The organism is Nocardioides sp. P86 (assembly GCF_023712465.1).
Lineage (GTDB): Bacteria > Actinomycetota > Actinomycetes > Propionibacteriales > Nocardioidaceae > Nocardioides > Nocardioides kribbensis.
The window spans coordinates 1,020,580-1,044,154 of record NZ_JAMAYE010000001.1; the positions used below are offsets into that span (position 1 = coordinate 1,020,580).

Below are 23,575 nucleotides of genomic sequence, written 5' to 3' on the forward strand. Positions count from 1 at the left end.
CATGACCGTCCACCCGCTCGACCCCGCCTCCGGTGAGGCGCCCTTCGAGCAGCTGCGCACCCAGATCGCCCGCCGAGCCGCCTCCGGCGACCTGCCCGCCGGCACCCGGCTGCCGACCGTGCGCGCCCTGGCCGCCGAGCTCGGCGTCGCCGCCGGCACCGTGGCGCGCGCCTACCGCGAGCTCGAGGCCGACGGCGTGGTCGTGACCGAGGGACGCCGCGGCACCTCGGTCACCGCGGGCGCCGCCGCGTCCGGTCCGGCGGCCGGCGCCGCCGCGGCGGCGTACGTCGGGTCCGCGCGGCGCCTCGGTCTCTCCCTGGCCGAGGCGACCCGGCTCGTCGAGCAGGCCTGGCGCGGGTGAGCGGCCGGTGAGCCCGTGAACGGCACGAGGCCCGCCACCCCAGCGGGGTGGCGGGCCTCGGTGCGGTGAGGACCAGGCTCAGGCCTTGGTCTCGTCCTTGCTGTCGCCCTCGTCGGAGTCGGCCTCGGCGGCCTGCTCCTCGGCGACGACGCTGCCCTCGGGCGAGGCCTCGTCGGTCATCTCGACGGGCGCCTCGTCGGTGGCGGTCTCGTCGCTGGTGGTCTCCTCGGCGGGAGCCTCCTCGGCGGGCGCGGCCGGGGCGGCGGCAGCCGGAGCGGCGGTGCGGGGAGCCGAGGGGGTGTAGGCCTCGGTCACCAGCTCGATGACGGCCATGGGGGCGTTGTCGCCCTTGCGGGGGCCGAGCTTGGTGATGCGGGTGTAGCCACCGGGACGCTCCGACATGGTCGGGGCGATCTCGGTGAAGAGCACGTGCACGACGCCCTTGTCGCGGATGGTCTTGAGGACCTCGCGGCGGTTGTGCAGGTCGCCCTTCTTGGCCTTCGTGATCAGCTTCTCCGCGTAGGGACGCAGCGTGCGCGCCCGCGACTCGGTGGTGGTGATCCGGCCGTGCTCGAAGAGCGCGGTCGCGAGGTTGGCCAGGATGAGGCGCTGGTGGGCCGGGCTACCGCCGAGGCGGGGACCCTTCTTGGGCTTGGGCATGGCTCTCTCTCATTTCTCCCGGGCCGTACCAGGTACCCGGGTAGTCGACCGGCGCGGTGCCGGTCAGGGCTGGGTGCTGCGGGTGGTGCGGGGGTGGAGCGGGGTGGTGCTGGGACTCAGTACTGCTCGTCCTCGACGAAGGCGTCGTCGTCGTCCTCGCCGTAGGCGGCGAGAGCGGCGTGGGGGTCGAAGCCGGGGGCGCTGTCCTTGAGGGACAGGCCCATCTCGACCAGCTTGGCCTTGACCTCGTCGATCGACTTCGCGCCGAAGTTGCGGATGTCGAGCAGGTCCTGCTCGGAGCGGCTGATGAGCTCACCCACGGTGTGGATGCCCTCGCGCTTGAGGCAGTTGTAGGACCGCACGGTCAGCTGCAGGTCCTCGACCGGGAGGGCGAGGTCGGCGGCGAGCTGCTCGTCGACCGGGGAGGGGCCGATGTCGATGCCCTCGGCCTCGACGTTGAGCTCGCGGGCGAGGCCGAAGAGCTCGACGAGGGTCTTGCCGGCCGAGGCGATCGCGTCGCGGGGACGGATCGAGGGCTTGGTCTCGACGTCGATGACGAGCTTGTCGAAGTCGGTGCGCTGCTCGACGCGGGTGGCCTCGACCTTGTAGGTCACCTTCAGCACGGGGCTGTAGATCGAGTCGACCGGCATGCGGCCGATCTCGTTGTCGGCGCCCTTGTTCAGCACGGCCGAGACGTAGCCGCGGCCGCGCTCGACGACGAGCTCCATCTCGATCTTGCCCTTCTCGGACAGGGTCGCGATCTTGAGGTCGGGGTTGTGCACCTCGACACCGGCCGGGGGCGCGATGTCGGCCGCGGTGACGTCACCGGCACCCGACTTGCGCAGGTACATGGTGACCGGCTCGTCGTGCTCGGAGGAGACCACGAGGCCCTTGAGGTTCAGGATCAGCTCGGTGACGTCCTCGCGGACGCCGTCGATGGTCGAGAACTCGTGCAGGACGTTGTCGATCTTGATGCTGGTGACCGAGGCGCCGGGGATGGAGCTGAGCAGCGTGCGGCGCAGCGAGTTGCCGAGCGTGTAGCCGAAGCCGGGCTCGAGGGGCTCGATGACGAAGCGCGAGCGGAACTCGTCGACGGACTCTTCCGAGAGGGTGGGGCGCTGTGCGATGAGCACTGGTGTTTTCCTTTCCGGGCCCACCCGCTATTTGACGGGCCCGAACTGCGAGGATGTGGAAAGGGAGGGTGGAGCAGCAACAGGCGCCGCCCCCGGCCCGGAGGACGGGGGCGACACCCGAGGGTCACTTCTTCGAGTAGTACTCGACGATGAGCTGCTCCTGGACCGGAAGGTCGATCTGCGCCCGGGTCGGCACCTGGTGCACCAGGATCCGCATGCGGTTCGGCAGGGCCTCGAGCCAGGCCGGGACGACGCGCTCGCCGTGGGTCTCACGCGCGACGATGAACGGCGTGGTCTCCAGCGACTTCTCGCGGACGTCGATGATGTCGTGCGCGGTCACCTGGAACGACGGGATGTCGACCTTGTGGCCGTTGACCAGGAAGTGACCGTGGGTCACCAGCTGGCGGGCGTGGCGGCGCGTGCGGGCGAAGCCGGCACGGTAGACCACGTTGTCGAGACGGCACTCGAGCAGCTGCAGGAGGTTGTCACCGGTCTTGCCGGTGCGGCGCGAGGCCTCCTTGTAGTAGTTCAGGAACTGCTTCTCGAGCACGCCGTAGGTGAAGCGGGCCTTCTGCTTCTCGCGCAGCTGCAGGAGGTACTCGCTCTCCTTGATGCGGCCGCGGCCGTGGGCGCCGGGCGGGTAGGGACGACGCTCGAAAGCCTGGTCGCCACCGACGAGGTCGACACCGAGACGGCGCGACTTCCGGGTCATGGGTCCGGTGTAACGGGCCATGGTTCAGTCTCCTTCTAGGTCTCGGGTCAGACGCGGCGGCGCTTGGGAGGGCGGCAGCCGTTGTGCGGGGTGGGCGTGACGTCCTGGATGGTGCCGACCTCGAGGCCGATGGCACCCAGCGAGCGAATCGCGGTCTCACGACCCGACCCCGGACCCTTGACGAAGACGTCGATCTTCTTCATCCCGTGGTCCATGGCCCGACGCCCGGCGGCCTCGGCGGCCATCTGCGCGGCGTAGGGGGTGGACTTGCGCGAGCCCTTGAAGCCGACGGTGCCGGCCGAGGCCCACGAGATCACCGCACCGGTGGGGTCGGTGATCGTGACGATGGTGTTGTTGAACGTGCTCTTGATGTGGGCTTCGCCCTGAGCGACGTTCTTCTTCTCCTTGCGGCGCACCTTCTTGGCGCCGGCCGCTGCGCGGCTCTTGGGAGGCATGCGTTATCTCCTGGGGTAGCTGGTCGTTGAGGTGAGGAAGGGCAGGTGGGACGGCGCGGGCCGTCGCGTCACTTGGCCTTCTTCTTGCCGGCAACCGTGCGCTTGGGACCCTTGCGGGTGCGCGCGTTGGTCTTGGTGCGCTGACCGCGGACCGGAAGGCCCATGCGGTGGCGGCGACCCTGGTAGCTGCCGATCTCGATCTTGCGACGGATGTCGGCCTGGACCTCGCGACGGAGGTCACCCTCGATCTTGAAGTTGGCTTCGATGGCGTCGCGGAGCTTGACCAGCTCCTCGTCACCCAGCTGGTGCACGCGGGTGTTCGGGTCGACCCCGGTCTCGGCGAGCAGCTGCTGGGAGCGGGTACGGCCGATGCCGTAGATGTAGGTGAGAGCGATCTCGATGCGCTTGTCGCGCGGGAGATCCACTCCAACGAGGCGTGCCATGTGTCTGGCGGTCCCTTCGGGTAGTCCACAGAGGTTTCTGGTCGTGTCGCGCCCCGGGGGGATGTCGACGGCGAGCCGTCGTGCCCGGGCCCCGGCCTCTGCTCCGGGGGTGGTTCGCCGCGTCCAGGGCGGCTAAGCGATCACGTTGAGGTGTGTTCAGTTGTGGTGGTGCGGGTGGTGCGGGGTGCAGCCGGGCTGCAGCGGGCCTCTCAGCCCTGGCGCTGCTTGTGGCGCGGGTTCTCGCAGATGACCATGACGCGGCCGTGGCGACGGATCACCTGGCACTTGTCGCAGATCTTCTTGACGCTGGGGTTGACCTTCATCGCGGAGGTCCTTTCGTGGCCCCGGGGGGCTGTCGGCTTGACGCGTGCGCCGGCGAGCGGTCTCGCGGCACCGCTTACTTGTAGCGGTAGACGATGCGACCCCGGGTGAGGTCGTACGGCGAGAGCTCCACCACCACGCGGTCCTCGGGGAGGATCCGGATGTAGTGCTGGCGCATCTTGCCGCTGATGTGGGCGAGGACCTTGTGGCCGTTGCTCAGCTCGACGCGGAACATGGCATTGGGCAGGGCCTCCGTGATGGTGCCCTCGAGCTCGATCACGCCTTCTTTCTTCGGCATGTCCTCCACAATCTGTTGTCCGGTTGTCTACCGTGTGCTGCACCGCGGGGCGGGTGCCCTGCGGGTGGCCCGGGAACCTCCTCCGCCCGGGGGCGGTGGTGGACCTCGTGAAGCCGACCGGCGCTCCTCACCCGGCGGACGGGCAGCCTCGAGGAGCGCAGGACAGACCCACGTTGGGCCGACACGCCAGTTTAGTTCGCGGGCGCCCCAGAACCCTAATCAGCCCGAGCGCCGCGCTGGGCTCAGGCGGCGAGCAGCCGCAGCGTCTCCACGCGCGCGGGCGAGCTGCCGGGCTCGGTGCCCACGTGGGCGCCGGCCACCGGCACGACCATGACCTCGTCGACGTCGTACGTCGAGGCCAGCTCGGCCACCCGGGCGCGGGCCGCCTCGGGGGCGTCGATGACCCAGCGCGCGGCCATCGCGTCGATGACGTCCTGCTGCGCGGGCGGGGCCTGGACCTTCTCGGCCTCCTCCACCAGCACCTGCGCCTGCAGCGGCTGCCCGGTGCGCAGGGCCAGCATCATCTGCAGCTGCGGCAGGGCGCGCAGCCGGGCCTCCTCCGCGGTCGGCGCCACCGAGACGTTGACGGTCAGGAAGGTGCGCGGCTCGGCCAGTGCGGCGGAGGGTCGGAAGGTCGAGCGGTAGAGCTCGAGCGCCTCGGCGGTGCCGCTGCCGGAGAAGTGGTGGGCGAAGACGTAGGGCATGCCCTTCTCCGCGGCCAGGCGGGCGGAGTAGTCGGAGGAGCCCAGCAGCCACATCTCGGGCACCCCGGCGGCCGACGGGGTCGCCTTGAGGACCTGCTGGCGACCGGCCACCGCGACGGCGACGCCCTCGGGCTCCATCATGGCCAGCACGTTGTCGACGTACTCGGGGAAGCGGGTCACGGCCTCGTCGCTGACGCCGCCGGCCCCGTGGCGCAGGGCGTAGCTGGTGACCGGGTCGGTGCCGGGGGCGCGCCCGATGCCGAGGTCGATGCGACCCGGGTAGGCGGCCTCGAGGAGCGAGAACTGCTCGGCCACGACCAGCGGGGCGTGGTTGGGGAGCATGACGCCGCCCGAGCCCACGCGGAGCCGCTCGGTGGCGCCGGCGATCATCGCCATCACCACCGGGGGGTTGGTCGAGGCCACGGCCGGCATGTTGTGGTGCTCGGCCACCCAGTAGCGCCGGTAGCCCAGCGCGTCGGCCTCGCGCGCGAGCTCGAGCGTGGCGGCGAGGGCGTCGCCCGAGGTCTGGTCGCTGCGCACCGGCACGAGGTCGAGCACGGAGAGGGTGGGGCTGGTCTGGTGGCTGCGTGACTGGCTCATCACCGTCCCAACCCCACCCCGCGGAGGGCTATTCCGCGCCGATCGAGGCCTTGCGCCGGGTGCTGCGGTCCTTGAGCAGGCTGAGCACGGTGGTGACCGCGAGGGTGCCGACGATGACGAGCAGCGAGAGCCAGATCGGCACCTCGGGCGCCCACTCGATGTGCTCGCCGCCGTTGACGAAGGGCAGCTCGTTCTCGTGCATGGCGTGCAGGACGAGCTTGACGCCGATGAAGAAGAGCAGGAAGGCCAGGCCGTAGGAGAGGTAGACCAGACGCTGCAGCAGGTCGCCGATGAGGAAGTAGAGCTGGCGCAGGCCCATCAGCGCGAAGACGTTGGCGGTGAAGACCAGGTAGGGCTCGCTGGTGAGGCCGTAGATGGCCGGGATCGAGTCGAGGGCGAAGAGCAGGTCGGTCACGCCGAGGGAGAGCACCACGATGAACATCGGGGTGAGCATCCGCTTGCCGTTCTCCGAGACGGTGAACTTCACGCCGTTCCAGTGCTCGGTCAGCGGCAGCCGCTGGCGCGCGATCGCGACCAGCTTGGGCTCCTCGTAGTGCTCGTCGTCGTCGCCGCCCTCCTTGGCCAGCTTGACGGCGGTGTAGATGAGGAAGGCGCCGAAGAGGTAGAAGACCCAGCTGAAGTTCTCGATCGCCGCGGCGCCGACGCCGATGAAGATGCCGCGCAGCACCAGGGCGAGCACGATGCCGATGAGCAGCGCGGTCTGCTGGTACTGCCGCGGCACCTGCAGCTTGGTCATGATGATGATGAAGATGAACAGGTTGTCGACCGAGAGCGAGTACTCGGTCAGCCAGCCGGCGAAGAACTCCCCGCCGTACTGGCCACCGGCGAAGTACCAGACCCCCAGGCCGAAGACGACCGCGAGGGCGACGAAGCCGGCCAGGTGCAGCGAGGTCTCGCGGGTGGTGGGCTCGTGGGGCCGACGTCCGATGACGAAGACGTCGACGAGGAGCAGGCCGGTGGTGAGGAGGACCGTGGTCCACCACAGCCAGGGGGCGACGTCCACGACGGGACCTTTCCGATTGGTGTCAGTGGTGCAGCCGGGTCGGGGACCCGGTGCGGAGCGGGCTCACGGTACCCGCCGGGGTCACCGTCCGCCGAACGGGACGCCGAGGCCGGTGAGGGCCTCCTCGCCGCCGTCGAGGGCGGTCAGGACCCAGGCGCCGTCGGCGGTGAGGGCGAAGGTGTGCTCGAAGTGCGCGGCGCGGCTGCCGTCGGTGGTCACGACGGTCCAGTCGTCGTCGAGCACGTCGGTCTCGGCGCTGCCGAGGGTGATCATGGGCTCCACGGCCAGGGCCAGACCGCGGACGAGCTTGGGGCCCTTGCCGGGCTTGCCGTAGTTGGGGACGTTGGGCGGCAGGTGCATCTCGGTGCCGATCCCGTGCCCGGTGTAGTCCTCGAGGATGCCGTAGTCGCCCTGCGAGCGGACGTAGGTCTCGACCGCGTGACCGATGTCGGAGACCCGTCCGCCGAGCCGCGCCGCGGCGATGCCGCGCCACATCGACTCCTCGGTGACGCGCATCAGCTCCACGAGCTCCGCCGACACCTCGCCGACCGCCACGGTGATCGCGGCGTCGCCGTGCCACCCCTCGACGATCGCTCCGCAGTCGATGGAGATGACGTCACCGGGGGCCAGCACCTCGTCGGCGCCGGGGATGCCGTGCACCACCCGGTCGTTGACCGAGGCGCAGATCGAGGCGGGGAACCCGTGGTAGCCCTTGAAGGACGGCACTCCCCCGCCGCTGCGGATCGCGTCCTCCGCCACGGCGTCGAGCTCGGCGGTGCTGATGCCGGGACGCACCGAGGAGCGCAGCAGCTCCAGGGTCTCCCCCACGAGCAGGCCGGCGCGACGCATCGCGACGACCTGCTCCGGGGTCTTGATCTCCAGGCCGCGGTCGAGCAGGCCCACGGTCAGCTCTGCGGCAGGTCGTCGAGGGCGTCGAAGATCCGCTTGGTCACGTCGGCGACCTCGCCCATGCCGTCGACCTCGACCAGCAGGCCGCGATCGCGGTAGACCCCGATGAGCGGCTCGGTCTGCTCGGCGTAGACCTCCTGGCGGCGTCGGATGACGTCCTCGGTGTCGTCGGCGCGACCCTCGACCTGGGCGCGCTGGACCAGCCGGGCCACCAGCTCGTCCTCGTCGACGGTGAGCACGACCACGGCGTCGAGGGAGTGGCCGGTGAAGGCGATCATCCCGTCGAGCTCCTCGACCTGCGCCAGCGTGCGCGGGTAGCCGTCGAGCAGGAAGCCGGGCGTGGCGTCGTCCTCGTCGATGCGGTTGCGCACCATGAGGTTGGTGACCTCGTCGGGCACGTAGTCGCCGGCGTCCATGTACCGCTTGGCCTCGACGCCGAGGGGGGTGCCCTGGGAGACGTTGGCGCGGAAGATGTCACCGGTGGAGATGGCGGGGATGCCGAAGTGCTCGGCGACGAACTTGGCCTGGGTGCCTTTGCCGGCCCCGGGCGGGCCCATGAAGATCATTCGCATGTCAGCGGAGGAATCCTTCGTAGTTTCGCTGCTGGAGCTGGCTCTCGATCTGCTTCACCGTGTCCAGCGCGACGCCGACCATGATGAGGATCGAGGTGCCACCGAACGGGAAGTTCTGGTTGGCGTCGATCAGCACGAGGGCAATGAGCGGGATGAGGGCGATCAGTCCGAGGTAGAGCGCGCCCGGCAGCGTGATGCGGGACAGGACGTAGGACAGGTAGTCCTCGGTCGGCTTGCCCGCCCGGATCCCGGGGATGAAGCCGCCGTACTTCTTCATGTTGTCGGCCACCTCGACGGGGTTGAAGGTGATCGACACGTAGAAGTAGGTGAAGAAGACGATGAGCAGGAAGAACGTCGCCATGTAGAGCGGGTGGGCCCCGGTGACGAAGTACTTGCTGATCCACTCCACCCACGGCGAGGGGTTGGTCTGGTTGAACTGCACCGCCATCGCCGGCAGGTAGAGCAGCGAGGAGGCGAAGATGACCGGGATGATGCCGGCCTGGTTGACCTTCAGCGGGATGTAGGTCGAGCTGCCGCCGAACATCTTGCGTCCGACCATCCGGCGTGCGTACTGCACCGGGATCCGGCGCTGGGCCTGCTCGATGAAGATGACCGCGGCGATGATGACCAGGCCGATCGCGATGACCAGGCCGAAGACCCACCAGCCCTGGCTCTTCTGGACCTCCCAGAGCGCGGCCGGGAAGGTCGCGACGACCTGGGTGAAGATCAGGATCGACATGCCGTTGCCGATGCCGCGCTCGGTGATGAGCTCGCCGAGCCACATGATCACCGCGGTGCCGGCGGTCATGGTGATGACCATGACCAGGAAGGTCTGGGTGCCGTTGCTGTGCAGCAGCGGAAGGTTGCACTGCAGCAGGTTGCCCGAGCGCGCCAGCGCGACGATGCCCGTCGCCTGCAGCAGCGCGAGGCCCAGGGTGAGGTAGCGGGTGTACTGGGTGATCTTCGTCTGGCCCGCCTGGCCCTCCTTCTTCAGCGCCTCGAGCCGCGGGATGACCACGACGAGCAGCTGCAGGATGATGCTGGCGGTGATGTACGGCATGATGCCGAGCGCGAAGATCGTGAGCTGGAGCAGCGCTCCACCCGAGAACAGGTTGACCAGGCTGTAGAGGCTGGCGTTGTCACCTGTCTGCGCGATGTCGATGCACTGCTGGACGTTGGCGACGTTCACGCCGGGGGCGGGGATCTGCGACCCGGCCCGGAAGATCACGATGATCCCCAGGACGAAGAGCAGCTTGCGACGCAGGTCCGGTGTCCGGAAAGCGTTGGCGAAGGCGCCTAGCACGGGCAGATCCTCTTTCCTCACAACGATGAGCGGCTCCCACGGACGACCATGGAAGCCTCGGGAAGCCTAACAGGGGTGGTGACCCACACCTCGTCGGCCTCACGAGTGACGGCAAAGGCGCGGCCAGCACGCTGGTGAGCGGTGCCGGCCGCGCCTTGACGGGGCTGGGTCAGACCAGGCTGGTGGTGCCGCCTGCGGACTCGATCTTCTCCTTGGCCGAGGCCGAGAACGCGTGGGCGCTCACGTCGACCTTGACCGAGCAGTCGCCCTGGCCGAGGACCTTGACCGGGTGACCGTCGCGGACGGCGCCGCGGGCCACGAGCTCGTCGACGGTGACGGAGCCACCCTCGGGGAAGAGCGCGCTGATCCGGTCCAGGTTCACGACCTGGAACTCGACCTTGAACGGGTTCTTGAAGCCCTTGAGCTTGGGCAGACGCATGTGGATCGGCATCTGGCCACCCTCGAAGGCCACCGGGACCTGGTACCGGGCCTTGGTGCCCTTGGTACCGCGACCCGACGTCTTGCCCTTCGAGGCCTCACCGCGACCCACACGGGTCTTCGCGGTCTTGGCGCCCGGAGCGGGGCGCAGGTGGTGCAGCTTGAGCGTCATGTCAGTCGACCTCCTCGACCGTCACCAGGTGACGGACCGTGTTGACCATGCCGCGGATCTCGGGACGGTCCTCCTTGACGACGACGTCACCGATCCGCTTCAGGCCGAGGGTGCGCAGCGTCTCGCGCTGGTTGGCCTTGAGGCCGACCGTGCCCCTCTTCTGCTGGACCTTGAGCTGTGCCATCAGGAGGACACCTCCTGCGAGACGCCCGCGGGCACCTCGGTGCGCGCCTTGAGCAGCGCCGCCGGGGCGACGTCCTCGACCGGCAGGCCACGACGGGCGGCCACGGCCTCGGGCTGCTCGAGCATGCGCAGCGCCTCGACGGTCGCGTGCACGATGTTGATCTGGTTCGACGACCCGAGCGACTTGCTCAGGATGTCGTGGATGCCGGCGCACTCGAGCACCGCACGCACCGGGCCACCGGCGATGACGCCGGTACCGGGCGAGGCGGGACGCAGCATGACCACGCCTGCCGCCTTCTCACCCTGGACGGGGTGCGGGATCGTGCCCTGGATCCGGGGGACCCGGAAGAAGGCCTTCTTGGCCTCCTCGACACCCTTGGCGATCGCCGCGGGCACCTCCTTGGCCTTGCCGTAGCCGACTCCGACCAGACCTTCGCCGTCACCGACGACCACGAGGGCGGTGAAGCTGAAGCGACGACCACCCTTCACGACCTTCGCGACGCGGTTGATCGCCACGACGCGCTCGATGTAGGCGGTCTTGTCAGCCTGGCCACCGCGACGGTCGTCGCGACCGCGACGGTCACCAGACTGGCGCTCGCCACTGCGCTGTCCGCGCTGGGCTCCGCTCATGAGACTGTTCCTCTTCTCTTCACTTGCGATGTCTGGATCAGAACGTCAGGCCGCCCGAACGGGCGCCGTCCGCGAGGGCCGCGACGCGGCCGTGGTACTTGTTGCCGGCGCGGTCGAAGACGACCCCGTCGACACCGGCAGCCTTGGCGCGCTCGGCGACGAGCTCGCCGACCTTCTTCGCCTTGGCGGTCTTGTCGCCCTCGTAGCCGCGCAGGTCGGTCTCCATGGTGGAGGCCGAGGCCAGCGTCTTGCCGACCAGGTCGTCGACGACCTGGACGGTGATGTGCTTGGAGGAGCGGGTCACGACCAGGCGAGGACGCTCGGCGGTGCCGGCGACCTTCTTGCGGCCACGGACCTGGCGACGCAGGCGCGACTTGACGCGAGCGGCGGTGTGCTTGTTGTTCGAGAGCGAGATGCCCATGTCACTTACCAGCCTTTCCGACCTTGCGGCGGACCTGCTCGCCGGCGTAACGAACACCCTTGCCCTTGTAGGGCTCGGGCTTGCGCAGCTTGCGGATCTTCGCGGCCGTCTCGCCGACGAGCTGCTTGTCGATGCCCTGGACACCCAGGCGGGTCGGGCCGTCGACGGTGAAGGTGATGCCCTCGGGGGCGTCGAAGATGATCGGGTGGGAGTACCCGAGCTGGAACTCCAGCTGGGTCGGGCCCTTCGACAGGACGCGGTAGCCCACGCCGACGATCTCGAGCTTCTTCTCGTAGCCGTCGGTGACACCGACGACCATGTTGTGGATGAGCGTGCGGCTCAGGCCGTGCAGCGACTTGCTGATGCGGTGGTCGTCGGGGCGGGTGACGTCGAGGACGCCCTCCCCCTTCACCACGGCGATCGGCTCGGCGACGGTGTGCGTCAGGGCACCCTTGGGGCCCTTGACGGTCACCAGCTGGCCGTCGATCGCCACGTCGACACCGGACGGAACCGCGACGGGGAGCTTGCCAATACGCGACATGCTTTCAGTTCTCCTATCTCGGTCTCGTCGTCACCAGACGTAGGCGAGGACTTCTCCGCCCACGCCCTTCTGGTTGGCCTGTCGGTCGGTCAGCAGGCCCTGGCTCGTCGAGATGATCGCGACGCCCAGCCCGCCCAGCACCTTCGGGAGACCCGTGTGCTTGGCGTAGACCCGCAGGCCCGGCTTACTGATCCGGCGCACGCCCGCGATGGAGCGCTCCCGGTTGCGGCCGTACTTGAGCGTGATGGTCAGCGTCTTGCCGACCTCGCCCTCACCCGGCTCGGTGACGTCGTAGGAGGTGATGTAGCCCTCCTGCTTGAGGATGTCGGCGACACCCTGCTTGATCTTGCTGTACGGCATGGAAACCGCGTCGTGGTACGCCTGGTTGGCGTTACGCAGACGAGTGAGCATGTCTGCGATCGGGTCTGTCATCGTCATGGCCTGCTGCGGCCCTTTCTCCACCGTGGTTTCGCACCTGTAGCTCAGGTGCGACCTGCAGCGATCTTTGAATTGGGAAGGATTACCAGGAGGACTTGGTCACGCCGGGCAGCTCGCCCCGGTGCGCCATCTCTCGCAGGCAGATGCGGCACAGGCCGAACTTGCGGTAGACGGCCTTGGGCCGGCCACAGCGCTGGCAGCGGGTGTAGCCGCGGACAGCGAACTTCGGCTTGCGAGCGGCCTTGACCTTCAGAGCGGTCTTCGCCATGTCAGTTCTCCTTGAACGGGAAGCCCAGCTGCTTGAGCAGCGCGCGGCCCTGGTCGTCGGTCGTGGCCGTCGTGACGATGGTGATGTCCATGCCGCGGGAACGGTCGATCCGGTCCTGGTCGATCTCGTGGAACATGACCTGCTCGGTCAGACCGAAGGTGTAGTTGCCCCGGCCGTCGAACTGCTGGGGCGAGAGGCCGCGGAAGTCGCGGATGCGCGGGAGCGCCAGCGACAGCAGCCGGTCGAGGAACTCCCACATGCGGTCGCCGCGCAGCGTGGTGTGCGCACCGATCGGCATGCCCTCGCGCAGCTTGAACTGCGCGATCGACTTGCGGGCCTTGGTCACGAGCGGCTTCTGGCCGGTGATCGCGGTGAGGTCGCGCACGGCGCCCTCGATCAGCTTGGAGTCGCGGGCAGCCTCGCCCACACCCATGTTGACCACGATCTTGACCAGGCCGGGGACCTGCATGACGTTCCCGATCTCGAACTCCGACTGCAGCGCGGGGAGGATCTCCTCGCGGTAGCGGGTCTTCAGGCGGGGGGTGACCTTCGCGGACGCAGCCACGTCGGGGGTCTGGGTCTCGGTCATCAGATCTCCTTGCCGCTCTTGCGCGAGATGCGGACGCTGCGCTCGGCCTGGTACGTCGAGCCGTCGGGGCGACGCTTGGTGACCTCGTCACGGCGGAAGCCGATCCGGGTCACGCCGTCGCCCTCGACGAGCATCACGTTGGACACGTGGATGGGGGCCTCGGCGGTGATGATGCCGCCGGTGCTGCCCGAGCCGCCCTGGTTGACGACCTTGGTGTGCCGCTTGACGCGGTTGACACCCTCGACGATCACCCGCTGCTCCTCACGGAGCACCTGGATGACCTTGCCCTCGGCGCCCTTGTCCTTGCCGGCGATCACCTTGACGGTGTCGCCCTTCTTGATGTTCACGGACGACTTGGCCATCAGAGCACCTCCGGTGCGAGCGAGATGATCTTCATGAAGCGCTTGTCGCGCAGCTCGCGGCCCACGGGGCCGAAGATGCGCGTGCCGCGGGGCTCGCCGTCGTTCTTGAGGATCACGGCGGCGTTCTCGTCGAAGCGGATGTAGGAACCGTCGGGACGGCGACGCTCCTTGACGGTGCGCACGATCACGGCCTTGACGACATCGCCCTTCTTGACGTTGCCACCGGGGATCGCGTCCTTCACGGTGGCGACGATGACGTCACCGATGCCCGCGTAGCGCCGACCCGAGCCGCCGAGAACACGGATGCAGAGGATCTCCTTCGCACCGGTGTTGTCGGCGACCTTGAGTCGCGACTCCTGCTGGATCATTGAGTTTCTCCTGGTTGTCGAGCTGGTTCTCGCCGGCCTCGCGGGCCGTGAGCCTTGCCGAACTGGTGGGGTTGGATCTCGCCCGGCGAGGGCGAGGGGTTACTTCGCCTTCTCGAGGATCTCGATGACGCGCCAGCGCTTGGTCGCCGACAGCGGTCGGGTCTCCATGAGCAGGACGCGGTCACCGATGCCGCACTCGTTGGCCTCGTCGTGCGCCTTGAGCTTGCTCGTGCGGCGCAGGACCTTGCCGTAGAGGGCGTGCTTCACGCGGTCCTCGACGGACACGACCACGGTCTTGTCCATCTTGTCGCTCACGACCAGGCCCTCGCGGACCTTGCGGGCGTTGCGCTCCGTGGTCTCGGCAGTCTGCTCGCTCATGCGGCACCATCCTCGTTGTCAGAACCCGGCGCCGTGCGGATGCCGAGCTCACGCTCACGCACCACGGTGTAGATCCGGGCGATGTCCTTCTTGACCGTGCGCAGCCGGCCGTGGCTCTCGAGCTGGCCGGTGGCGGCCTGGAACCGGAGGTTGAACAGCTCCTCCTTGGCCTCGCGCAGCTTCGCCTCGAGGTCGACGTGGTTCATCTCGTCGAGCTCGTGGGCAGCGATACCGTTGGGCATCAGAATTCACCCGCCTCTCGCGAGATGAACCGGCACTTCATCGGGAGCTTGTGCATCGCGCGGCGCATGGCCTCGCGTGCGGTGCCCTCGTCGACGCCGGAGAGTTCGAACATGACGCGGCCGGGCTTGACGTTCGCCACCCACCACTCGGGGGAACCCTTACCAGAACCCATGCGGGTCTCGGCAGGCTTCTTGGTCAGCGGGCGGTCGGGGTAGATGTTGATCCACACCTTGCCGCCTCGCTTGATGTGACGGGTCATCGCGATACGGGCCGACTCGATCTGTCGGTTCGTGACGTAGTGACCCTCGATGGCCTGGATCCCGAACTCGCCGAAGGCGAGACGGGTGCCACCCTTGGCCGCACCGGTCCGCTTGGGGTGGTGCTGCTTGCGGTGCTTGACGCGTCGGGGCATCAGCATGTCGGTCAGGCCTCCGATCCGGACTCAGCGGCGACGGGGGCAGCGGCCTCGGCCGGCGCCTCCGTGGTGGTGGCGGGAGCCTCGGCGCCGCGGTCGGCACGCGTCGGGCGGTCGCCGCGCGAGCCACGGCTCGGGCGCTCCCCGCCACGCTGCGGACGACCACCGCGACCGGGGACCCCGGCGCGGGCGGCAGCCTGGGCCTGGCGCTCGGCACGGGTGCCGGCGACCTCGCCCTTGTAGATCCAGACCTTCACGCCGATGCGGCCGAAGGTCGTCTTGGCCTCGTAGAAGCCGTAGTCGATGTCGGCGCGCAGCGTGTGCAGCGGCACGCGACCCTCGCGGTAGAACTCGGTCCGCGACATCTCGGCGCCGTTGAGGCGACCCGAGCACTGGATCCGGATGCCCTTGGCACCCGAGCGCATCGTGGTCTGCATCGCCTTGCGCATGGCGCGACGGAACTGCACGCGGCCGGCGAGCTGCTCGGCGACGCCCTGGGCGACCAGCTGCGCGTCGACCTCGGGGTTCTTGACCTCGAGGATGTTCAGCTGCACCTGCTTGCCGGTGAGCTTCTCGAGCTCGCCGCGGATGCGGTCGGCCTCGGCGCCACGGCGACCGATGACGATGCCGGGGCGCGCGGTGTGGATGTCCACGCGCACACGGTCACGGGTGCGCTCGATCTCCACCTTCGAGATCCCGGCGCGCTCCATGCCCTTCGACAGCAGCTTGCGGATGGCGACGTCCTCGCCGACGTACGACTTGTACAGCTTGTCGGCGTACCAACGGGACTTGTGGTCCGTCGAGATGCCGAGGCGGAAGCCGTTCGGGTTGATCTTCTGGCCCATCAGGCCTTCCTGCCCTTCTTCTCGGCGACCACGGCAGCCGGCTGGACGACCAGCGTGATGTGGCTGGTGCGCTTGTTGATCCGCGTCGCACGGCCCTGGGCCCGGGGGCGCCAGCGCTTCATGGTGGGACCCTCGTCGACCATCGCGACGGAGACCACCAGGTCGCCACGGTCGAGACCCTCGGTGGTCTCGGCGTTGGCGACGGCGCTCTCCAGCACCTTGTAGACGGTCTCCGAGGCGGCCTGCGGCGCGAACTGCAGCAGGGCCAGGGCCTCGTCGACGTGCATGCCGCGGACCAGGTCCACGACACGACGGGCCTTCAGCGGGGTGATCCGCGTGTGACGCGCGCTCGCGAAGGCGCCCGGCTGGTCGCCGAGCAGCGACTCGCGTCGGGCGCTCGTGCGCCCTCGCTCAGTAACGCTCATAGCTCGTTCTCTCCAGTTCCCAGAGCCGGCCGCATCAGCGGCGGCGGCCCTTCCGGTCTTCCTTCACGTGCCCGCGGTAGGTGCGGGTGGGGGCGAACTCGCCCAGCTTGTGGCCGACCATCGAGTCGGTCACGAACACCGGGACGTGCTTGCGCCCGTCGTGCACGGCGATGGTGTGACCGATCATGTCGGGCACGATCATCGACCGGCGCGACCAGGTCTTGATGACGTTGTGCGAGCCCTTCTCGTTCTCGGCGTCCACCTTCTTCTGAAGGTGGTCGTCGATGAAGGGGCCCTTCTTCAGGCTGCGAGGCATGTCGGTTACTTCCTACCCTTGCCGGACTTGCGACGACGGATGATCTGGGAGTCGGAGGCCTTGCGCTTGCGCGTGCGGCCCTCGGGCTTGCCCCAGGGGGACACCGGGTGACGACCACCCGAGGTCTTGCCCTCGCCACCACCGTGCGGGTGGTCGACCGGGTTCATCACGACGCCTCGCACCGTCGGGCGCTTGCCCTTCCAGCGCATGCGGCCGGCCTTGCCCCAGTTGATGTTCGACTGCTCGGCGTTGCCGACCTCGCCGATCGTGGCGCGGCAGCGCACGTCGACGAAGCGCATCTCGCCCGAGGGCATGCGCAGCGTGGCGCGGCTGCCCTCACGGGCGACCAGCTGGGCGCTGTTGCCGGCGGAGCGGGCGATCTTCGCGCCGCCGCCGGGCCGCAGCTCCACGGCGTGGATGGTCGAACCGACCGGGATGTTGCGCAGCGGCAGGTTGTTGCCGGTCTTGATGTCGGCGTGGGGGCCGCTCTCGACCGGGGTGCCCTGCGTCAGGCCCTTCGGCGCGATGATGTAGCGCTTCTCGCCGTCGGCGTAGTGCAGCAGCGCGATGCGCGCGGTGCGGTTCGGGTCGTACTCGATGTGGGCGACCTTCGCCGGGACGCCGTCCTTGTCGTAGCGACGGAAGTCGATGATCCGGTAGGCGCGCTTGTGACCGCCGCCCTGGTGCCGGGTGGTGATCCGACCCTGGTTGTTGCGACCGCCCTTCTTGGGCAGCGGCACGACCAGGGACTTCTCCGGCGTGGTGCGGGTGATCTCGACGAAGTCGGCGACCGACGAGCCACGACGGCCCGGGGTGGTCGGCTTGTACTTGCGGATAGCCATTGTCTATGTCCTCGTATCCAGCTGCCCGGTCAGGAGACCGGACCCCCGAAGATGTCGATGCGGTGACCCTCGGCGAGGCTGACGATCGCGCGCTTCGTGTCCTTGCGCTTGCCCAGACCGTTGCGGGTCCGACGGGTCTTGCCCGCGCGGTTCAGCGTGTTCACCGAGGTGACCTTGACGCCGAAGATCTTCTCGACCGCGATCTTGATCTCGGTCTTGTTGGCGTCGGGGTGCACGACGAACGTGTACTTGTTCGCGTCGAGCAGGCCGTAGCTCTTCTCCGACACGACCGGCGCGAGCAGGACGTCGCGGTGGTCCTTGTGCAGGGTGCTCACTTGGCATCCTCCTTGGCGCTCACGAGCACGTCGTACGCGCCCTTGCTGAAGACCACGTCGTCGGCAGCGAGCACGTCGTAGGTGTTGAGCTGGTCGACGGCCACGATGTGCACGTGCTGCGCGTTGCGCAGCGAGAGCCAGGTGACGGAGTCGTTGCGCTCGAGCACCACGAGGAACTTCGTGCGCTCCGAGAGGCCGGCCAGGTTGGCCAGGGCGCTCTTGGTCGAGGGGACGTCGCCGGTGACGAGCGACTCCACGACGTGGATGCGGTCGTTGCGGGCCCGGTCGGAGAGGGCGGCGCGCAGGGCGGCGGCCTTCATCTTCTTGGGGGTGCGCTGGTCGTAGTTGCGCGGCTGCGGGCCGTGGACCACGCCACCGCCGGCGAACTGCGGCGCGCGGGTCGAGCCCTGGCGGGCGCGGCCGGTGCCCTTCTGCTTGTAGGGCTTGCGACCACCACCGCGGACCTCGGCCCGCGTCTTGGTGGCGTGCGTGCCCTGGCGCGCAGCGGCCTGCTGGGCCACGACGACCTGGTGCATCAGGGGGATGTTGACCGCCACGTCGAAGATCTCGGCGGGCAGGTCGACCTTGACGGTCTTGATAGCCATGTGCTCAGGCCTCCTGCGTCTTCTTGGCAGCCGAGCGGAGCACGATCAGCCCGCCGCGGGGGCCGGGAACGGCACCCTTGAGCAGGATCAGGCCCTTCTCGACGTCGACGGCGTGCACGGTGACGTTCTGGGTCGTGACCGTGTCACTACCCATCCGGCCGGCCATGCGGACGCCCTTGAACACTCGGCCCGGCGTGGCGCAGGCGCCGATCGAGCCGGGCTTGCGGTGGTTGCGGTGGGCACCGTGCGAGGCGGACACACCGGCGAAGCCGTGACGCTTCATGACACCGGCGAAGCCCTTGCCCTTGCTGGTGCCGGTGACGTCGATCTCCTCGCCCGCGGCGAAGGTGTCGACGGCGAGCTCCTGGCCCACGGTGTAGTCGCCGGCCGCAGCGGTGCGGATCTCGACGAGGTGACGGCGGGGGGTGGTGCCCGCGGTCTTGGTGAAGTGACCGGCCTGCGGCTTGTTGACCTTGCGGGCCTCGATCTCGCCGAACCCGATCTGCACGGCGTTGTAGCCGTCCTTCTCGGGGGTGCGGACCTGGGTGACCACGTTGGTGCTCGCGGCGATCACGGTCACGGGGACGATGCGGTTGTTCTCGTCCCACAGCTGGGTCATGCCGAGCTTCGTGCCCAGCAGGCCCTTCTGGTTGCGTTCCATCGTCATGTCAGTGACCTCAGAGCTTGATCTCGATGTCGACGCCGGCAGGCAGGTCGAGGCGCATGAGCGAGTCGACCGTCTTCGGCGTCGGGTCGATGATGTCGATGAGGCGCTTGTGGGTGCGCATCTCGAAGTGCTCGCGGGAGTCCTTGTACTTGTGGGGCGAGCGGATCACGCAGTACACGTTCTTCTCGGTCGGCAGCGGCACCGGGCCGGCGACCTTGGCACCCGTGCGGGTGACCGTGTCCACGATCTTGCGCGCCGAGGTGTCGATCACCTCGTGGTCATAGGCCTTGAGCCTGATGCGGATCTTCTGTCCCGCCATAGGTCTCGTCCGTCCTTCTTCTCAGCTGCCGCGTGCGTGTCCGGGATTCCTCGGGCTTGAGTGGGTCCCGCCCTGTTGCCATCACCTCGTGGCCGACCCCCGCGGTCGGGCGTGTCGCGCGGCCTGCACAAGGATCTGCGCTGGGCACGACACAGGACCGGGATCCTGCTCACGTCTGATCGGTGACGCCCGACGGTTCGTCAGGCTGATCGGGTCTCCTGGTGCGGTGCCGCCACGGGCCGACCACCACCGATCTCCCCATCACTGGGTGCCCCTCGAGGGAGCGGAGACGCGATTCAGTAGTCAAAATGTGGCGCACCCCGGCAACCCGCCGAAGCAACCGGACTATCTTGGCAGATCCCTCCGGTGGGGCCAAATCGTCCTGGCGACCGCCCGTGGAGGTCGGGTCGGGCACCGGTTCGAGCACCGGGTCGAGCACCGCCGATCGCGCGCACCTGCGAGGATAGCGGCCCACGCAGGTCGTGCCGGACCGGGCACGCACGACGGGAGAGCGATGTCGAACGACCACGGCCATCCGCCGCCCGGCGGCTGGGGCCCGCCGCCGCCGGGGTGGACCCCTCCTCCCGCGGGGCCGACCCCGCCGCCCGGCACGTGGGGGCCGCCCCCGGCCCCGCGGCCGGTGCACCGGCCCGGCGCGGTGCCGCTGCGGCCGCTGGGTCTGGGCGACCTCTACGACGCCGCCTTCCGCACGATCCGGCACAACCCGCAGGCCACCGTCGGTGCCGCCGTGCTGGTCGCCGCGGTGGCGATGGTGGTCCCCGTGCTGGTGACCAGCGTGCTGACCTTCACCGTCGACCTCAGCCTGCTCTCGGCCGACTCGCCGTCGACGGAGTCGGTGGTGGGCTTCCTCGGGTCGTTCGGCGCCCTGGGTGTCGGCACGCTCCTGCAGCAGGTGGGGCTCATCCTCGTGGCGGGCATGGTGGCCCACGTCGTGGCCGCGGCCGCCGTCGGTCGCCGCCTGAGCCTCGGCGAGGCGTGGCGGGCCACGGCCGGCCAACGGCTGCGGCTCGTCGGCCTCGCCGCGCTGCTCCTCGTGCTGACGCTGACGGTGCTGGCGCTCTACGCCGCCACCTACGTGCCCGTCGTGCTGCTGTCCACCGCCACCTGGCAGGTCGTGGTCTACGCCGTGCTCAGCGGACTGCTCCTGGTCGCGTTCATGACGTGGTTCTGGATCCGGGTCTACTACCTGCCCGCGCCGGCGCTGATGATGGAGGGCCTCACGATCCGCCAGGCCCTGCGCCGCGGCTACGGGCTGACCCGGGGCGCCTTCTGGCGCACCTTCGGCATCGCGCTGCTCACCGTCGTGCTCACCGGCGTGGCGAGCTCGGTGCTCACCCTGCCCTTCTCCTTCGGCGGACAGCTCGCCCTGCTGGCGGTCGGGCCGGAGTACCAGGTGCTCGGCCTGGTGCTGCTCCAGGCCCTGTCGACGGTCGTCTCCACGGCGTTCGTGGCCCCCTTCACCACCGCCGTCACGGCGCTGCAGTACCTCGACCTGCGCATCCGCCGCGAGGCCTACGACGTCGACCTGATGACCCAGGCGGGGATCACCCGGCCGTGACCCCGCTGCTCGTGGCGGGGCCGACCCCCTCCCCCGACGACGCCCGCACGGCGCTGCGCCAGGAGCTGCTGCGCCCGGAGTACCACGAGCGCGACGTGCTCCAGCAGGTGCTCGACGCGCTCCAGCGGCTCGTCGACGACGCCCTGGTCGCCGCGTCGGGGGCGCCTCCGCTGACCACGCTCGCCGCCGTCGTCGCGGCGCTGCTGCTCGTGCTCGCCCTCGGCTGGCTCCTCTCGCGGGCGCGCGGGTCGGCGCGCCTCGCCGGGCCCGCCGACGCCGTGCTCGCCGGCACCGGTGTCGGCGCCGACGAGCTCACCCGCCGCGCGCACGACGCCGCGGCCGACGGGCGCTGGGACGACGTGGTCGTCGAGGCCTTCCGTGCGCTCACCCTGCGCGAGGTCGAGCGCGGCCTGCTCGCCGACAACCCCGGTGCGACGGCCCGCGAGGTGGCCCTCGCCCTCGGTGCGGGCCACCCCCCGCTGGCCGACGCGGCCGCGGCCGCCGCCCGGACCTTCGACCTGGTGCGCTACGGCGAGCGCCGCGCCGACGAGGCCGCCGCGCGCGGCGTGCTCGACCTCCTCGACACCCTGGTCGGGGCGCGCCGGTGAGGCGGCTGCGACGCCACACCTCCGCCCTGGTCGTCGCGACCGCCCTCGCGCTCGCCGTGGTCGTCGCCGTGCTCCTCGGCGGCGGCGCCCGCACCACCGACCCCCTCGACCCCGACAACCCCGACCCCGACGGGGCGCAGGCCGTGGCCCGGGTGCTCGCCGACCGTGGCGTGCAGGTGGAGGTGGCCCGCGACGCCGCGGCGCTCGACGCGGCCGACGTCGACGCCGGCACCACCGTGGTCGTCACCGGCACCGAGGCACTGGGCCGCAGCACGGCCGAGGGCCTGCTGCGCGCCGCCGCCCCCGGCCGCCTGGTCGTGGTCGACGCCCGCCCGGGCGCGCTCGACGCCCTCGGTCTCGCGGCCGAGCCCGTGGCCGTCGACCCCGGCGACGGGCTCGCCGCCGGGTGCGGCACCCCGGCGCTGGCCGGACTCGTGCTCGCCACCGACACGGCCACGGCGTACGACGCGCCGGGCTGCTTCGGCAGCCGCGGACGCGCGGTGGTGGCCGAGGTCGGGGGCGTGACCCTCCTCGGGGCCGGGCAGGCGCTGAGCAACGACCAGGTGCTGCGTGCCGACAACGCCGCGGTGGCGCTGCGCCTGCTCGGTCAGGGGCAGCGCCTGGTGTGGTACGTGCCGTCGGTGGGTGACCTCGAGGGTGGCGACGCCGTCGGTCTCTCCGGGCTCGTGCCCCGCTGGGTCGCGCCCGGTCTCGTGCTCGCCGTGGTCGTGCTCCTGGCCGTCGTGCTCTGGCGGGGGCGGCGGCTGGGCCGGCTCTCGGTCGAGCCGCTGCCGGTGGCGGTGAGCGCCGTCGAGACCACCCTGAGCCGTGGCCGGCTCTACCACCACGCCGCCGACCGCGGCCACGCCGCGCGGGCGCTGCGCGAGGCCGCCCGACGGCGCGGTGCGGCCCGACTGCGCCTCCCGGTGGGCGCCGGGCTCGACGTCGTCGCGGAGCAGGTCGCCGCCCGCACCGGCCGGTCCGCGGCCGACGTCGCCCGTCTGCTCGACCCCGACTCCCCCGCTCCCGGCACCGACCGGGACCTGATCGCCCTGGCCGGCGCGCTGGCCGAGCTCGACCGAGAGGTACGCACCCCGTGACCGACACCCCCCGACCCCTGACCGGGACCCCCGCCCCGACCGGCGACCCCCGCGAGCGCATCGCCGCGGTCCGCGCCGAGGTGGCCAAGGCCGTCGTCGGCCAGGACGCCGCCGTCTCCGGCCTGCTCGTGGCCCTGCTGTGCGGCGGCCACGTGCTGATGGAGGGGGTGCCGGGCACGGCCAAGACCCTGCTCGTGCGCAGCCTCGCCGGCGCCCTCTCGGTCGGCACCCGGCGCGTGCAGTTCACCCCCGACCTGATGCCGGGCGACATCACCGGCTCGATGGTGATCGAGGGCCAGGGCGGTGAGCTGCGCTTCCGGGAGGGGCCCGTCTTCACCCAGCTGCTGCTGGCCGACGAGATCAACCGGACCCCGCCCAAGACCCAGTCGGCGCTGCTGGAGGCGATGGAGGAGGGCCAGGTCTCGGTGGACGGCACCTCCCACCCGCTGCCCGTGCCCTTCCTGGTCGCGGCCACCCAGAACCCCGTGGAGCACGAGGGCACCTACCCGCTGCCCGAGGCCCAGCTGGACCGGTTCCTGCTCAAGGTGGTGCTGCCGGTGCCCGGGCGCGAGGACGAGCTGGAGGTGCTGCACCGCCACGCCGCGGGCTTCGACCCCCGCGACGTGGCCGCCGCCGGCGTCCGCCCCGTCGCCGGCCCCGACGACGTCGCCGCGGGCCGCGCTGCCGTGGCCGCCGTGCAGGTCTCCCCGGAGGTCGTCGGCTACATCGTCGACATCGCCCGCGCCACCCGGACCTCCCCCTCGCTCAGCCTCGGTGTCAGCCCCCGCGGCACCACGGCGCTGCTGCGGACCTCGCGGGCCTGGGCGTGGCTCAACGGACGCGACTTCGTCACCCCCGACGACGTCAAGGCCCTCGCCCACGCCACGCTGGTGCACCGGCTGGGGCTGCGGCCCGAGGCCGAGCTCGAGGGTGTCGACGTCGGCCAGGTGCTCTCCTCGGCGATCGGCTCCGTGCCGGTCCCGCGCTGAGGAG

Annotated in this window: 38 protein-coding genes; 5 read left to right on the plus strand and 33 right to left on the minus strand. The window is 70.1% G+C overall.

Annotation, left to right across the window (positions count from 1 at the left end; all coding sequences use genetic code 11):
* The first annotated feature begins 1 nt into the window (after position 1).
* A complete protein-coding gene (locus tag M3673_RS04695; protein WP_193662440.1) occupies positions 2 to 361 on the plus strand; it encodes a GntR family transcriptional regulator in 360 nt (119 codons plus the stop codon).
* Positions 362 to 439: 78 nt separating this feature from the next.
* Here the strand turns inward: M3673_RS04695 and rplQ are convergent, their stop codons facing one another.
* From rplQ to rpsJ, 33 genes are all read right to left on the minus strand, one after another.
* On the minus strand, positions 440 to 1,021 hold the full coding sequence (gene rplQ, locus M3673_RS04700; RefSeq protein ID WP_056904801.1) for a 50S ribosomal protein L17: 582 nt from the start codon (positions 1,019 to 1,021) through the stop codon (positions 440 to 442).
* A 116-nt stretch (positions 1,022 to 1,137) separates the two neighbouring features.
* A complete protein-coding gene (locus M3673_RS04705) occupies positions 1,138 to 2,154 on the minus strand; it encodes a DNA-directed RNA polymerase subunit alpha (RefSeq protein WP_056862098.1) in 1,017 nt (338 codons plus the stop codon).
* A 124-nt stretch (positions 2,155 to 2,278) separates the two neighbouring features.
* Entirely contained in the window at positions 2,279 to 2,887 is a 609-nt protein-coding gene (gene rpsD, locus M3673_RS04710) for a 30S ribosomal protein S4 (RefSeq protein WP_056862097.1), read from the minus strand.
* Between the two features lie 26 nt (positions 2,888 to 2,913).
* Positions 2,914 to 3,321 (minus strand): 30S ribosomal protein S11, encoded by a 408-nt coding sequence (gene rpsK, locus M3673_RS04715; RefSeq protein ID WP_056862096.1) that lies wholly within the window; start codon positions 3,319 to 3,321, stop codon positions 2,914 to 2,916.
* Between the two features lie 68 nt (positions 3,322 to 3,389).
* Positions 3,390 to 3,764 carry a 30S ribosomal protein S13 gene (gene rpsM / locus M3673_RS04720; protein ID WP_056862095.1) on the minus strand — a complete coding sequence of 125 codons (375 nt, stop codon included), beginning with the start codon at positions 3,762 to 3,764 and terminating at the stop codon, positions 3,390 to 3,392.
* 209 nt (positions 3,765 to 3,973) lie between these two features.
* Positions 3,974 to 4,087: a 50S ribosomal protein L36 gene (gene rpmJ / locus M3673_RS04725; RefSeq protein WP_056862094.1), complete on the minus strand. Its 114-nt coding sequence runs from the start codon at positions 4,085 to 4,087 to the stop codon at positions 3,974 to 3,976.
* 74 nt (positions 4,088 to 4,161) lie between these two features.
* Complete coding sequence (gene infA, locus M3673_RS04730; RefSeq protein WP_026145687.1) at positions 4,162 to 4,383, minus strand: translation initiation factor IF-1; 222 nt, start codon at positions 4,381 to 4,383, stop codon at positions 4,162 to 4,164.
* 242 nt (positions 4,384 to 4,625) lie between these two features.
* Positions 4,626 to 5,687: an LLM class flavin-dependent oxidoreductase gene (locus tag M3673_RS04735; protein WP_251532351.1), complete on the minus strand. Its 1,062-nt coding sequence runs from the start codon at positions 5,685 to 5,687 to the stop codon at positions 4,626 to 4,628.
* Positions 5,688 to 5,715: 28 nt separating this feature from the next.
* Complete coding sequence (locus tag M3673_RS04740) at positions 5,716 to 6,711, minus strand: TerC family protein (RefSeq protein ID WP_251532353.1); 996 nt, start codon at positions 6,709 to 6,711, stop codon at positions 5,716 to 5,718.
* Positions 6,712 to 6,792: 81 nt separating this feature from the next.
* A complete protein-coding gene (gene map / locus M3673_RS04745; RefSeq protein WP_285839195.1) occupies positions 6,793 to 7,608 on the minus strand; it encodes a type I methionyl aminopeptidase in 816 nt (271 codons plus the stop codon).
* A gap of 8 nt (positions 7,609 to 7,616) precedes the next feature.
* Entirely contained in the window at positions 7,617 to 8,192 is a 576-nt protein-coding gene (locus M3673_RS04750) for an adenylate kinase (protein ID WP_056862091.1), read from the minus strand.
* 1 nt (position 8,193) lies between these two features.
* On the minus strand, positions 8,194 to 9,495 hold the full coding sequence (secY, locus tag M3673_RS04755) for a preprotein translocase subunit SecY (RefSeq protein WP_056904803.1): 1,302 nt from the start codon (positions 9,493 to 9,495) through the stop codon (positions 8,194 to 8,196).
* A gap of 169 nt (positions 9,496 to 9,664) precedes the next feature.
* Entirely contained in the window at positions 9,665 to 10,105 is a 441-nt protein-coding gene (rplO, locus tag M3673_RS04760; protein WP_056862089.1) for a 50S ribosomal protein L15, read from the minus strand.
* A 1-nt stretch (position 10,106) separates the two neighbouring features.
* A complete protein-coding gene (rpmD, locus tag M3673_RS04765; RefSeq protein WP_056862088.1) occupies positions 10,107 to 10,289 on the minus strand; it encodes a 50S ribosomal protein L30 in 183 nt (60 codons plus the stop codon).
* Positions 10,289 to 10,918: a 30S ribosomal protein S5 gene (gene rpsE / locus M3673_RS04770; RefSeq protein ID WP_056862087.1), complete on the minus strand. Its 630-nt coding sequence runs from the start codon at positions 10,916 to 10,918 to the stop codon at positions 10,289 to 10,291. The genes rpmD and rpsE overlap by 1 nt, the downstream gene beginning before the upstream one ends.
* Before the next feature lie 37 nt (positions 10,919 to 10,955).
* Entirely contained in the window at positions 10,956 to 11,339 is a 384-nt protein-coding gene (gene rplR / locus M3673_RS04775) for a 50S ribosomal protein L18 (protein ID WP_056862086.1), read from the minus strand.
* Position 11,340: 1 nt separating this feature from the next.
* Positions 11,341 to 11,880 (minus strand): 50S ribosomal protein L6, encoded by a 540-nt coding sequence (gene rplF / locus M3673_RS04780; protein WP_193662469.1) that lies wholly within the window; start codon positions 11,878 to 11,880, stop codon positions 11,341 to 11,343.
* Positions 11,881 to 11,910: 30 nt separating this feature from the next.
* The gene (rpsH, locus tag M3673_RS04785) at positions 11,911 to 12,318 is read right to left on the minus strand and encodes a 30S ribosomal protein S8 (protein ID WP_056862084.1); all 408 of its coding nucleotides are present in this window, start codon (positions 12,316 to 12,318) and stop codon (positions 11,911 to 11,913) included.
* 82 nt (positions 12,319 to 12,400) lie between these two features.
* Positions 12,401 to 12,586, minus strand: coding sequence for a type Z 30S ribosomal protein S14 (locus M3673_RS04790; RefSeq protein ID WP_011757321.1), 186 nt, complete (start codon positions 12,584 to 12,586; stop codon positions 12,401 to 12,403).
* Between the two features lies 1 nt (position 12,587).
* Complete coding sequence (rplE, locus tag M3673_RS04795) at positions 12,588 to 13,175, minus strand: 50S ribosomal protein L5 (RefSeq protein WP_056862083.1); 588 nt, start codon at positions 13,173 to 13,175, stop codon at positions 12,588 to 12,590.
* Positions 13,175 to 13,537, minus strand: a complete 363-nt coding sequence (rplX, locus tag M3673_RS04800) for a 50S ribosomal protein L24 (protein ID WP_056862082.1) — start codon at positions 13,535 to 13,537, stop codon at positions 13,175 to 13,177. Before rplX ends, rplE begins: the two co-directional genes overlap by 1 nt.
* Positions 13,537 to 13,905, minus strand: a complete 369-nt coding sequence (gene rplN / locus M3673_RS04805; RefSeq protein WP_056862081.1) for a 50S ribosomal protein L14 — start codon at positions 13,903 to 13,905, stop codon at positions 13,537 to 13,539. The genes rplX and rplN overlap by 1 nt, the downstream gene beginning before the upstream one ends.
* A 99-nt stretch (positions 13,906 to 14,004) precedes the next feature.
* The gene (gene rpsQ / locus M3673_RS04810) at positions 14,005 to 14,283 is read right to left on the minus strand and encodes a 30S ribosomal protein S17 (protein WP_056862080.1); all 279 of its coding nucleotides are present in this window, start codon (positions 14,281 to 14,283) and stop codon (positions 14,005 to 14,007) included.
* Positions 14,280 to 14,525 carry a 50S ribosomal protein L29 gene (gene rpmC / locus M3673_RS04815; RefSeq protein WP_251532354.1) on the minus strand — a complete coding sequence of 82 codons (246 nt, stop codon included), beginning with the start codon at positions 14,523 to 14,525 and terminating at the stop codon, positions 14,280 to 14,282. The genes rpsQ and rpmC overlap by 4 nt, the downstream gene beginning before the upstream one ends.
* A complete protein-coding gene (gene rplP, locus M3673_RS04820) occupies positions 14,525 to 14,944 on the minus strand; it encodes a 50S ribosomal protein L16 (RefSeq protein WP_056862078.1) in 420 nt (139 codons plus the stop codon). The genes rpmC and rplP overlap by 1 nt, the downstream gene beginning before the upstream one ends.
* Positions 14,945 to 14,949: 5 nt before the next feature.
* Positions 14,950 to 15,786, minus strand: a complete 837-nt coding sequence (gene rpsC, locus M3673_RS04825) for a 30S ribosomal protein S3 (protein ID WP_056862077.1) — start codon at positions 15,784 to 15,786, stop codon at positions 14,950 to 14,952.
* Positions 15,786 to 16,211, minus strand: coding sequence for a 50S ribosomal protein L22 (rplV, locus tag M3673_RS04830; protein WP_082499867.1), 426 nt, complete (start codon positions 16,209 to 16,211; stop codon positions 15,786 to 15,788). The genes rpsC and rplV overlap by 1 nt, the downstream gene beginning before the upstream one ends.
* A 34-nt stretch (positions 16,212 to 16,245) precedes the next feature.
* Positions 16,246 to 16,527 carry a 30S ribosomal protein S19 gene (gene rpsS, locus M3673_RS04835; protein ID WP_056599671.1) on the minus strand — a complete coding sequence of 94 codons (282 nt, stop codon included), beginning with the start codon at positions 16,525 to 16,527 and terminating at the stop codon, positions 16,246 to 16,248.
* A gap of 5 nt (positions 16,528 to 16,532) precedes the next feature.
* On the minus strand, positions 16,533 to 17,369 hold the full coding sequence (rplB, locus tag M3673_RS04840; protein WP_056862076.1) for a 50S ribosomal protein L2: 837 nt from the start codon (positions 17,367 to 17,369) through the stop codon (positions 16,533 to 16,535).
* A gap of 29 nt (positions 17,370 to 17,398) precedes the next feature.
* Positions 17,399 to 17,704, minus strand: coding sequence for a 50S ribosomal protein L23 (rplW, locus tag M3673_RS04845; protein WP_056862075.1), 306 nt, complete (start codon positions 17,702 to 17,704; stop codon positions 17,399 to 17,401).
* On the minus strand, positions 17,701 to 18,309 hold the full coding sequence (gene rplD / locus M3673_RS04850; protein ID WP_251532356.1) for a 50S ribosomal protein L4: 609 nt from the start codon (positions 18,307 to 18,309) through the stop codon (positions 17,701 to 17,703). The genes rplW and rplD overlap by 4 nt, the downstream gene beginning before the upstream one ends.
* Before the next feature lie 4 nt (positions 18,310 to 18,313).
* Positions 18,314 to 18,976: a 50S ribosomal protein L3 gene (gene rplC / locus M3673_RS04855; protein WP_082499866.1), complete on the minus strand. Its 663-nt coding sequence runs from the start codon at positions 18,974 to 18,976 to the stop codon at positions 18,314 to 18,316.
* A 10-nt stretch (positions 18,977 to 18,986) separates the two neighbouring features.
* Complete coding sequence (gene rpsJ / locus M3673_RS04860) at positions 18,987 to 19,295, minus strand: 30S ribosomal protein S10 (RefSeq protein WP_008360994.1); 309 nt, start codon at positions 19,293 to 19,295, stop codon at positions 18,987 to 18,989.
* A gap of 658 nt (positions 19,296 to 19,953) precedes the next feature.
* Here rpsJ and M3673_RS04865 point away from each other — a divergent pair.
* The 4 genes from M3673_RS04865 to M3673_RS04880 are packed head-to-tail and all read left to right on the plus strand — an operon-like array spanning position 19,954 to position 23,571.
* Complete coding sequence (locus M3673_RS04865) at positions 19,954 to 20,874, plus strand: hypothetical protein (RefSeq protein WP_251532364.1); 921 nt, start codon at positions 19,954 to 19,956, stop codon at positions 20,872 to 20,874.
* Positions 20,871 to 21,482 (plus strand): DUF4129 domain-containing protein, encoded by a 612-nt coding sequence (locus tag M3673_RS04870; protein ID WP_193662506.1) that lies wholly within the window; start codon positions 20,871 to 20,873, stop codon positions 21,480 to 21,482. Before M3673_RS04865 ends, M3673_RS04870 begins: the two co-directional genes overlap by 4 nt.
* Positions 21,479 to 22,582, plus strand: coding sequence for a DUF4350 domain-containing protein (locus tag M3673_RS04875; protein WP_251532366.1), 1,104 nt, complete (start codon positions 21,479 to 21,481; stop codon positions 22,580 to 22,582). The genes M3673_RS04870 and M3673_RS04875 overlap by 4 nt, the downstream gene beginning before the upstream one ends.
* Positions 22,579 to 23,571, plus strand: a complete 993-nt coding sequence (locus M3673_RS04880; protein WP_193662514.1) for a MoxR family ATPase — start codon at positions 22,579 to 22,581, stop codon at positions 23,569 to 23,571. The genes M3673_RS04875 and M3673_RS04880 overlap by 4 nt, the downstream gene beginning before the upstream one ends.
* Positions 23,572 to 23,575: the final 4 nt, after the last annotated feature.

Coding starts and splice junctions, on each gene's coding strand:
- M3673_RS04695 (WP_193662440.1), top strand. CDS start 2: ATGACCGTCCACCCGCTCGACCCCGCCTCCGGTGAGGCGCCCTTCGAG.
- rplQ (WP_056904801.1), bottom strand. CDS start 1,021: ATGCCCAAGCCCAAGAAGGGTCCCCGCCTCGGCGGTAGCCCGGCCCAC.
- rpsD (WP_056862097.1), bottom strand. CDS start 2,887: ATGGCCCGTTACACCGGACCCATGACCCGGAAGTCGCGCCGTCTCGGT.
- rpsK (WP_056862096.1), bottom strand. CDS start 3,321: ATGCCTCCCAAGAGCCGCGCAGCGGCCGGCGCCAAGAAGGTGCGCCGC.
- rpsM (WP_056862095.1), bottom strand. CDS start 3,764: ATGGCACGCCTCGTTGGAGTGGATCTCCCGCGCGACAAGCGCATCGAG.
- rpmJ (WP_056862094.1), bottom strand. CDS start 4,087: ATGAAGGTCAACCCCAGCGTCAAGAAGATCTGCGACAAGTGCCAGGTG.
- infA (WP_026145687.1), bottom strand. CDS start 4,383: ATGCCGAAGAAAGAAGGCGTGATCGAGCTCGAGGGCACCATCACGGAG.
- M3673_RS04735 (WP_251532351.1), bottom strand. CDS start 5,687: ATGAGCCAGTCACGCAGCCACCAGACCAGCCCCACCCTCTCCGTGCTC.
- M3673_RS04750 (WP_056862091.1), bottom strand. CDS start 8,192: ATGCGAATGATCTTCATGGGCCCGCCCGGGGCCGGCAAAGGCACCCAG.
- rplO (WP_056862089.1), bottom strand. CDS start 10,105: ATGACGCTCAAGCTGCACCACCTGCGCCCCGCTCCGGGCGCCAAGACC.
- rpmD (WP_056862088.1), bottom strand. CDS start 10,289: ATGGCACAGCTCAAGGTCCAGCAGAAGAGGGGCACGGTCGGCCTCAAG.
- rpsE (WP_056862087.1), bottom strand. CDS start 10,918: ATGAGCGGAGCCCAGCGCGGACAGCGCAGTGGCGAGCGCCAGTCTGGT.
- rplR (WP_056862086.1), bottom strand. CDS start 11,339: ATGGGCATCTCGCTCTCGAACAACAAGCACACCGCCGCTCGCGTCAAG.
- rplF (WP_193662469.1), bottom strand. CDS start 11,880: ATGTCGCGTATTGGCAAGCTCCCCGTCGCGGTTCCGTCCGGTGTCGAC.
- rpsH (WP_056862084.1), bottom strand. CDS start 12,318: ATGACGATGACAGACCCGATCGCAGACATGCTCACTCGTCTGCGTAAC.
- M3673_RS04790 (WP_011757321.1), bottom strand. CDS start 12,586: ATGGCGAAGACCGCTCTGAAGGTCAAGGCCGCTCGCAAGCCGAAGTTC.
- rplE (WP_056862083.1), bottom strand. CDS start 13,175: ATGACCGAGACCCAGACCCCCGACGTGGCTGCGTCCGCGAAGGTCACC.
- rplX (WP_056862082.1), bottom strand. CDS start 13,537: ATGGCCAAGTCGTCCGTGAACATCAAGAAGGGCGACACCGTCAAGGTG.
- rplN (WP_056862081.1), bottom strand. CDS start 13,905: ATGATCCAGCAGGAGTCGCGACTCAAGGTCGCCGACAACACCGGTGCG.
- rpsQ (WP_056862080.1), bottom strand. CDS start 14,283: ATGAGCGAGCAGACTGCCGAGACCACGGAGCGCAACGCCCGCAAGGTC.
- rpmC (WP_251532354.1), bottom strand. CDS start 14,525: ATGCCCAACGGTATCGCTGCCCACGAGCTCGACGAGATGAACCACGTC.
- rplP (WP_056862078.1), bottom strand. CDS start 14,944: ATGCTGATGCCCCGACGCGTCAAGCACCGCAAGCAGCACCACCCCAAG.
- rpsC (WP_056862077.1), bottom strand. CDS start 15,786: ATGGGCCAGAAGATCAACCCGAACGGCTTCCGCCTCGGCATCTCGACG.
- rplV (WP_082499867.1), bottom strand. CDS start 16,211: ATGAGCGTTACTGAGCGAGGGCGCACGAGCGCCCGACGCGAGTCGCTG.
- rpsS (WP_056599671.1), bottom strand. CDS start 16,527: ATGCCTCGCAGCCTGAAGAAGGGCCCCTTCATCGACGACCACCTTCAG.
- rplB (WP_056862076.1), bottom strand. CDS start 17,369: ATGGCTATCCGCAAGTACAAGCCGACCACCCCGGGCCGTCGTGGCTCG.
- rplD (WP_251532356.1), bottom strand. CDS start 18,309: ATGGCTATCAAGACCGTCAAGGTCGACCTGCCCGCCGAGATCTTCGAC.
- rplC (WP_082499866.1), bottom strand. CDS start 18,976: ATGACGATGGAACGCAACCAGAAGGGCCTGCTGGGCACGAAGCTCGGC.
- rpsJ (WP_008360994.1), bottom strand. CDS start 19,295: ATGGCGGGACAGAAGATCCGCATCAGGCTCAAGGCCTATGACCACGAG.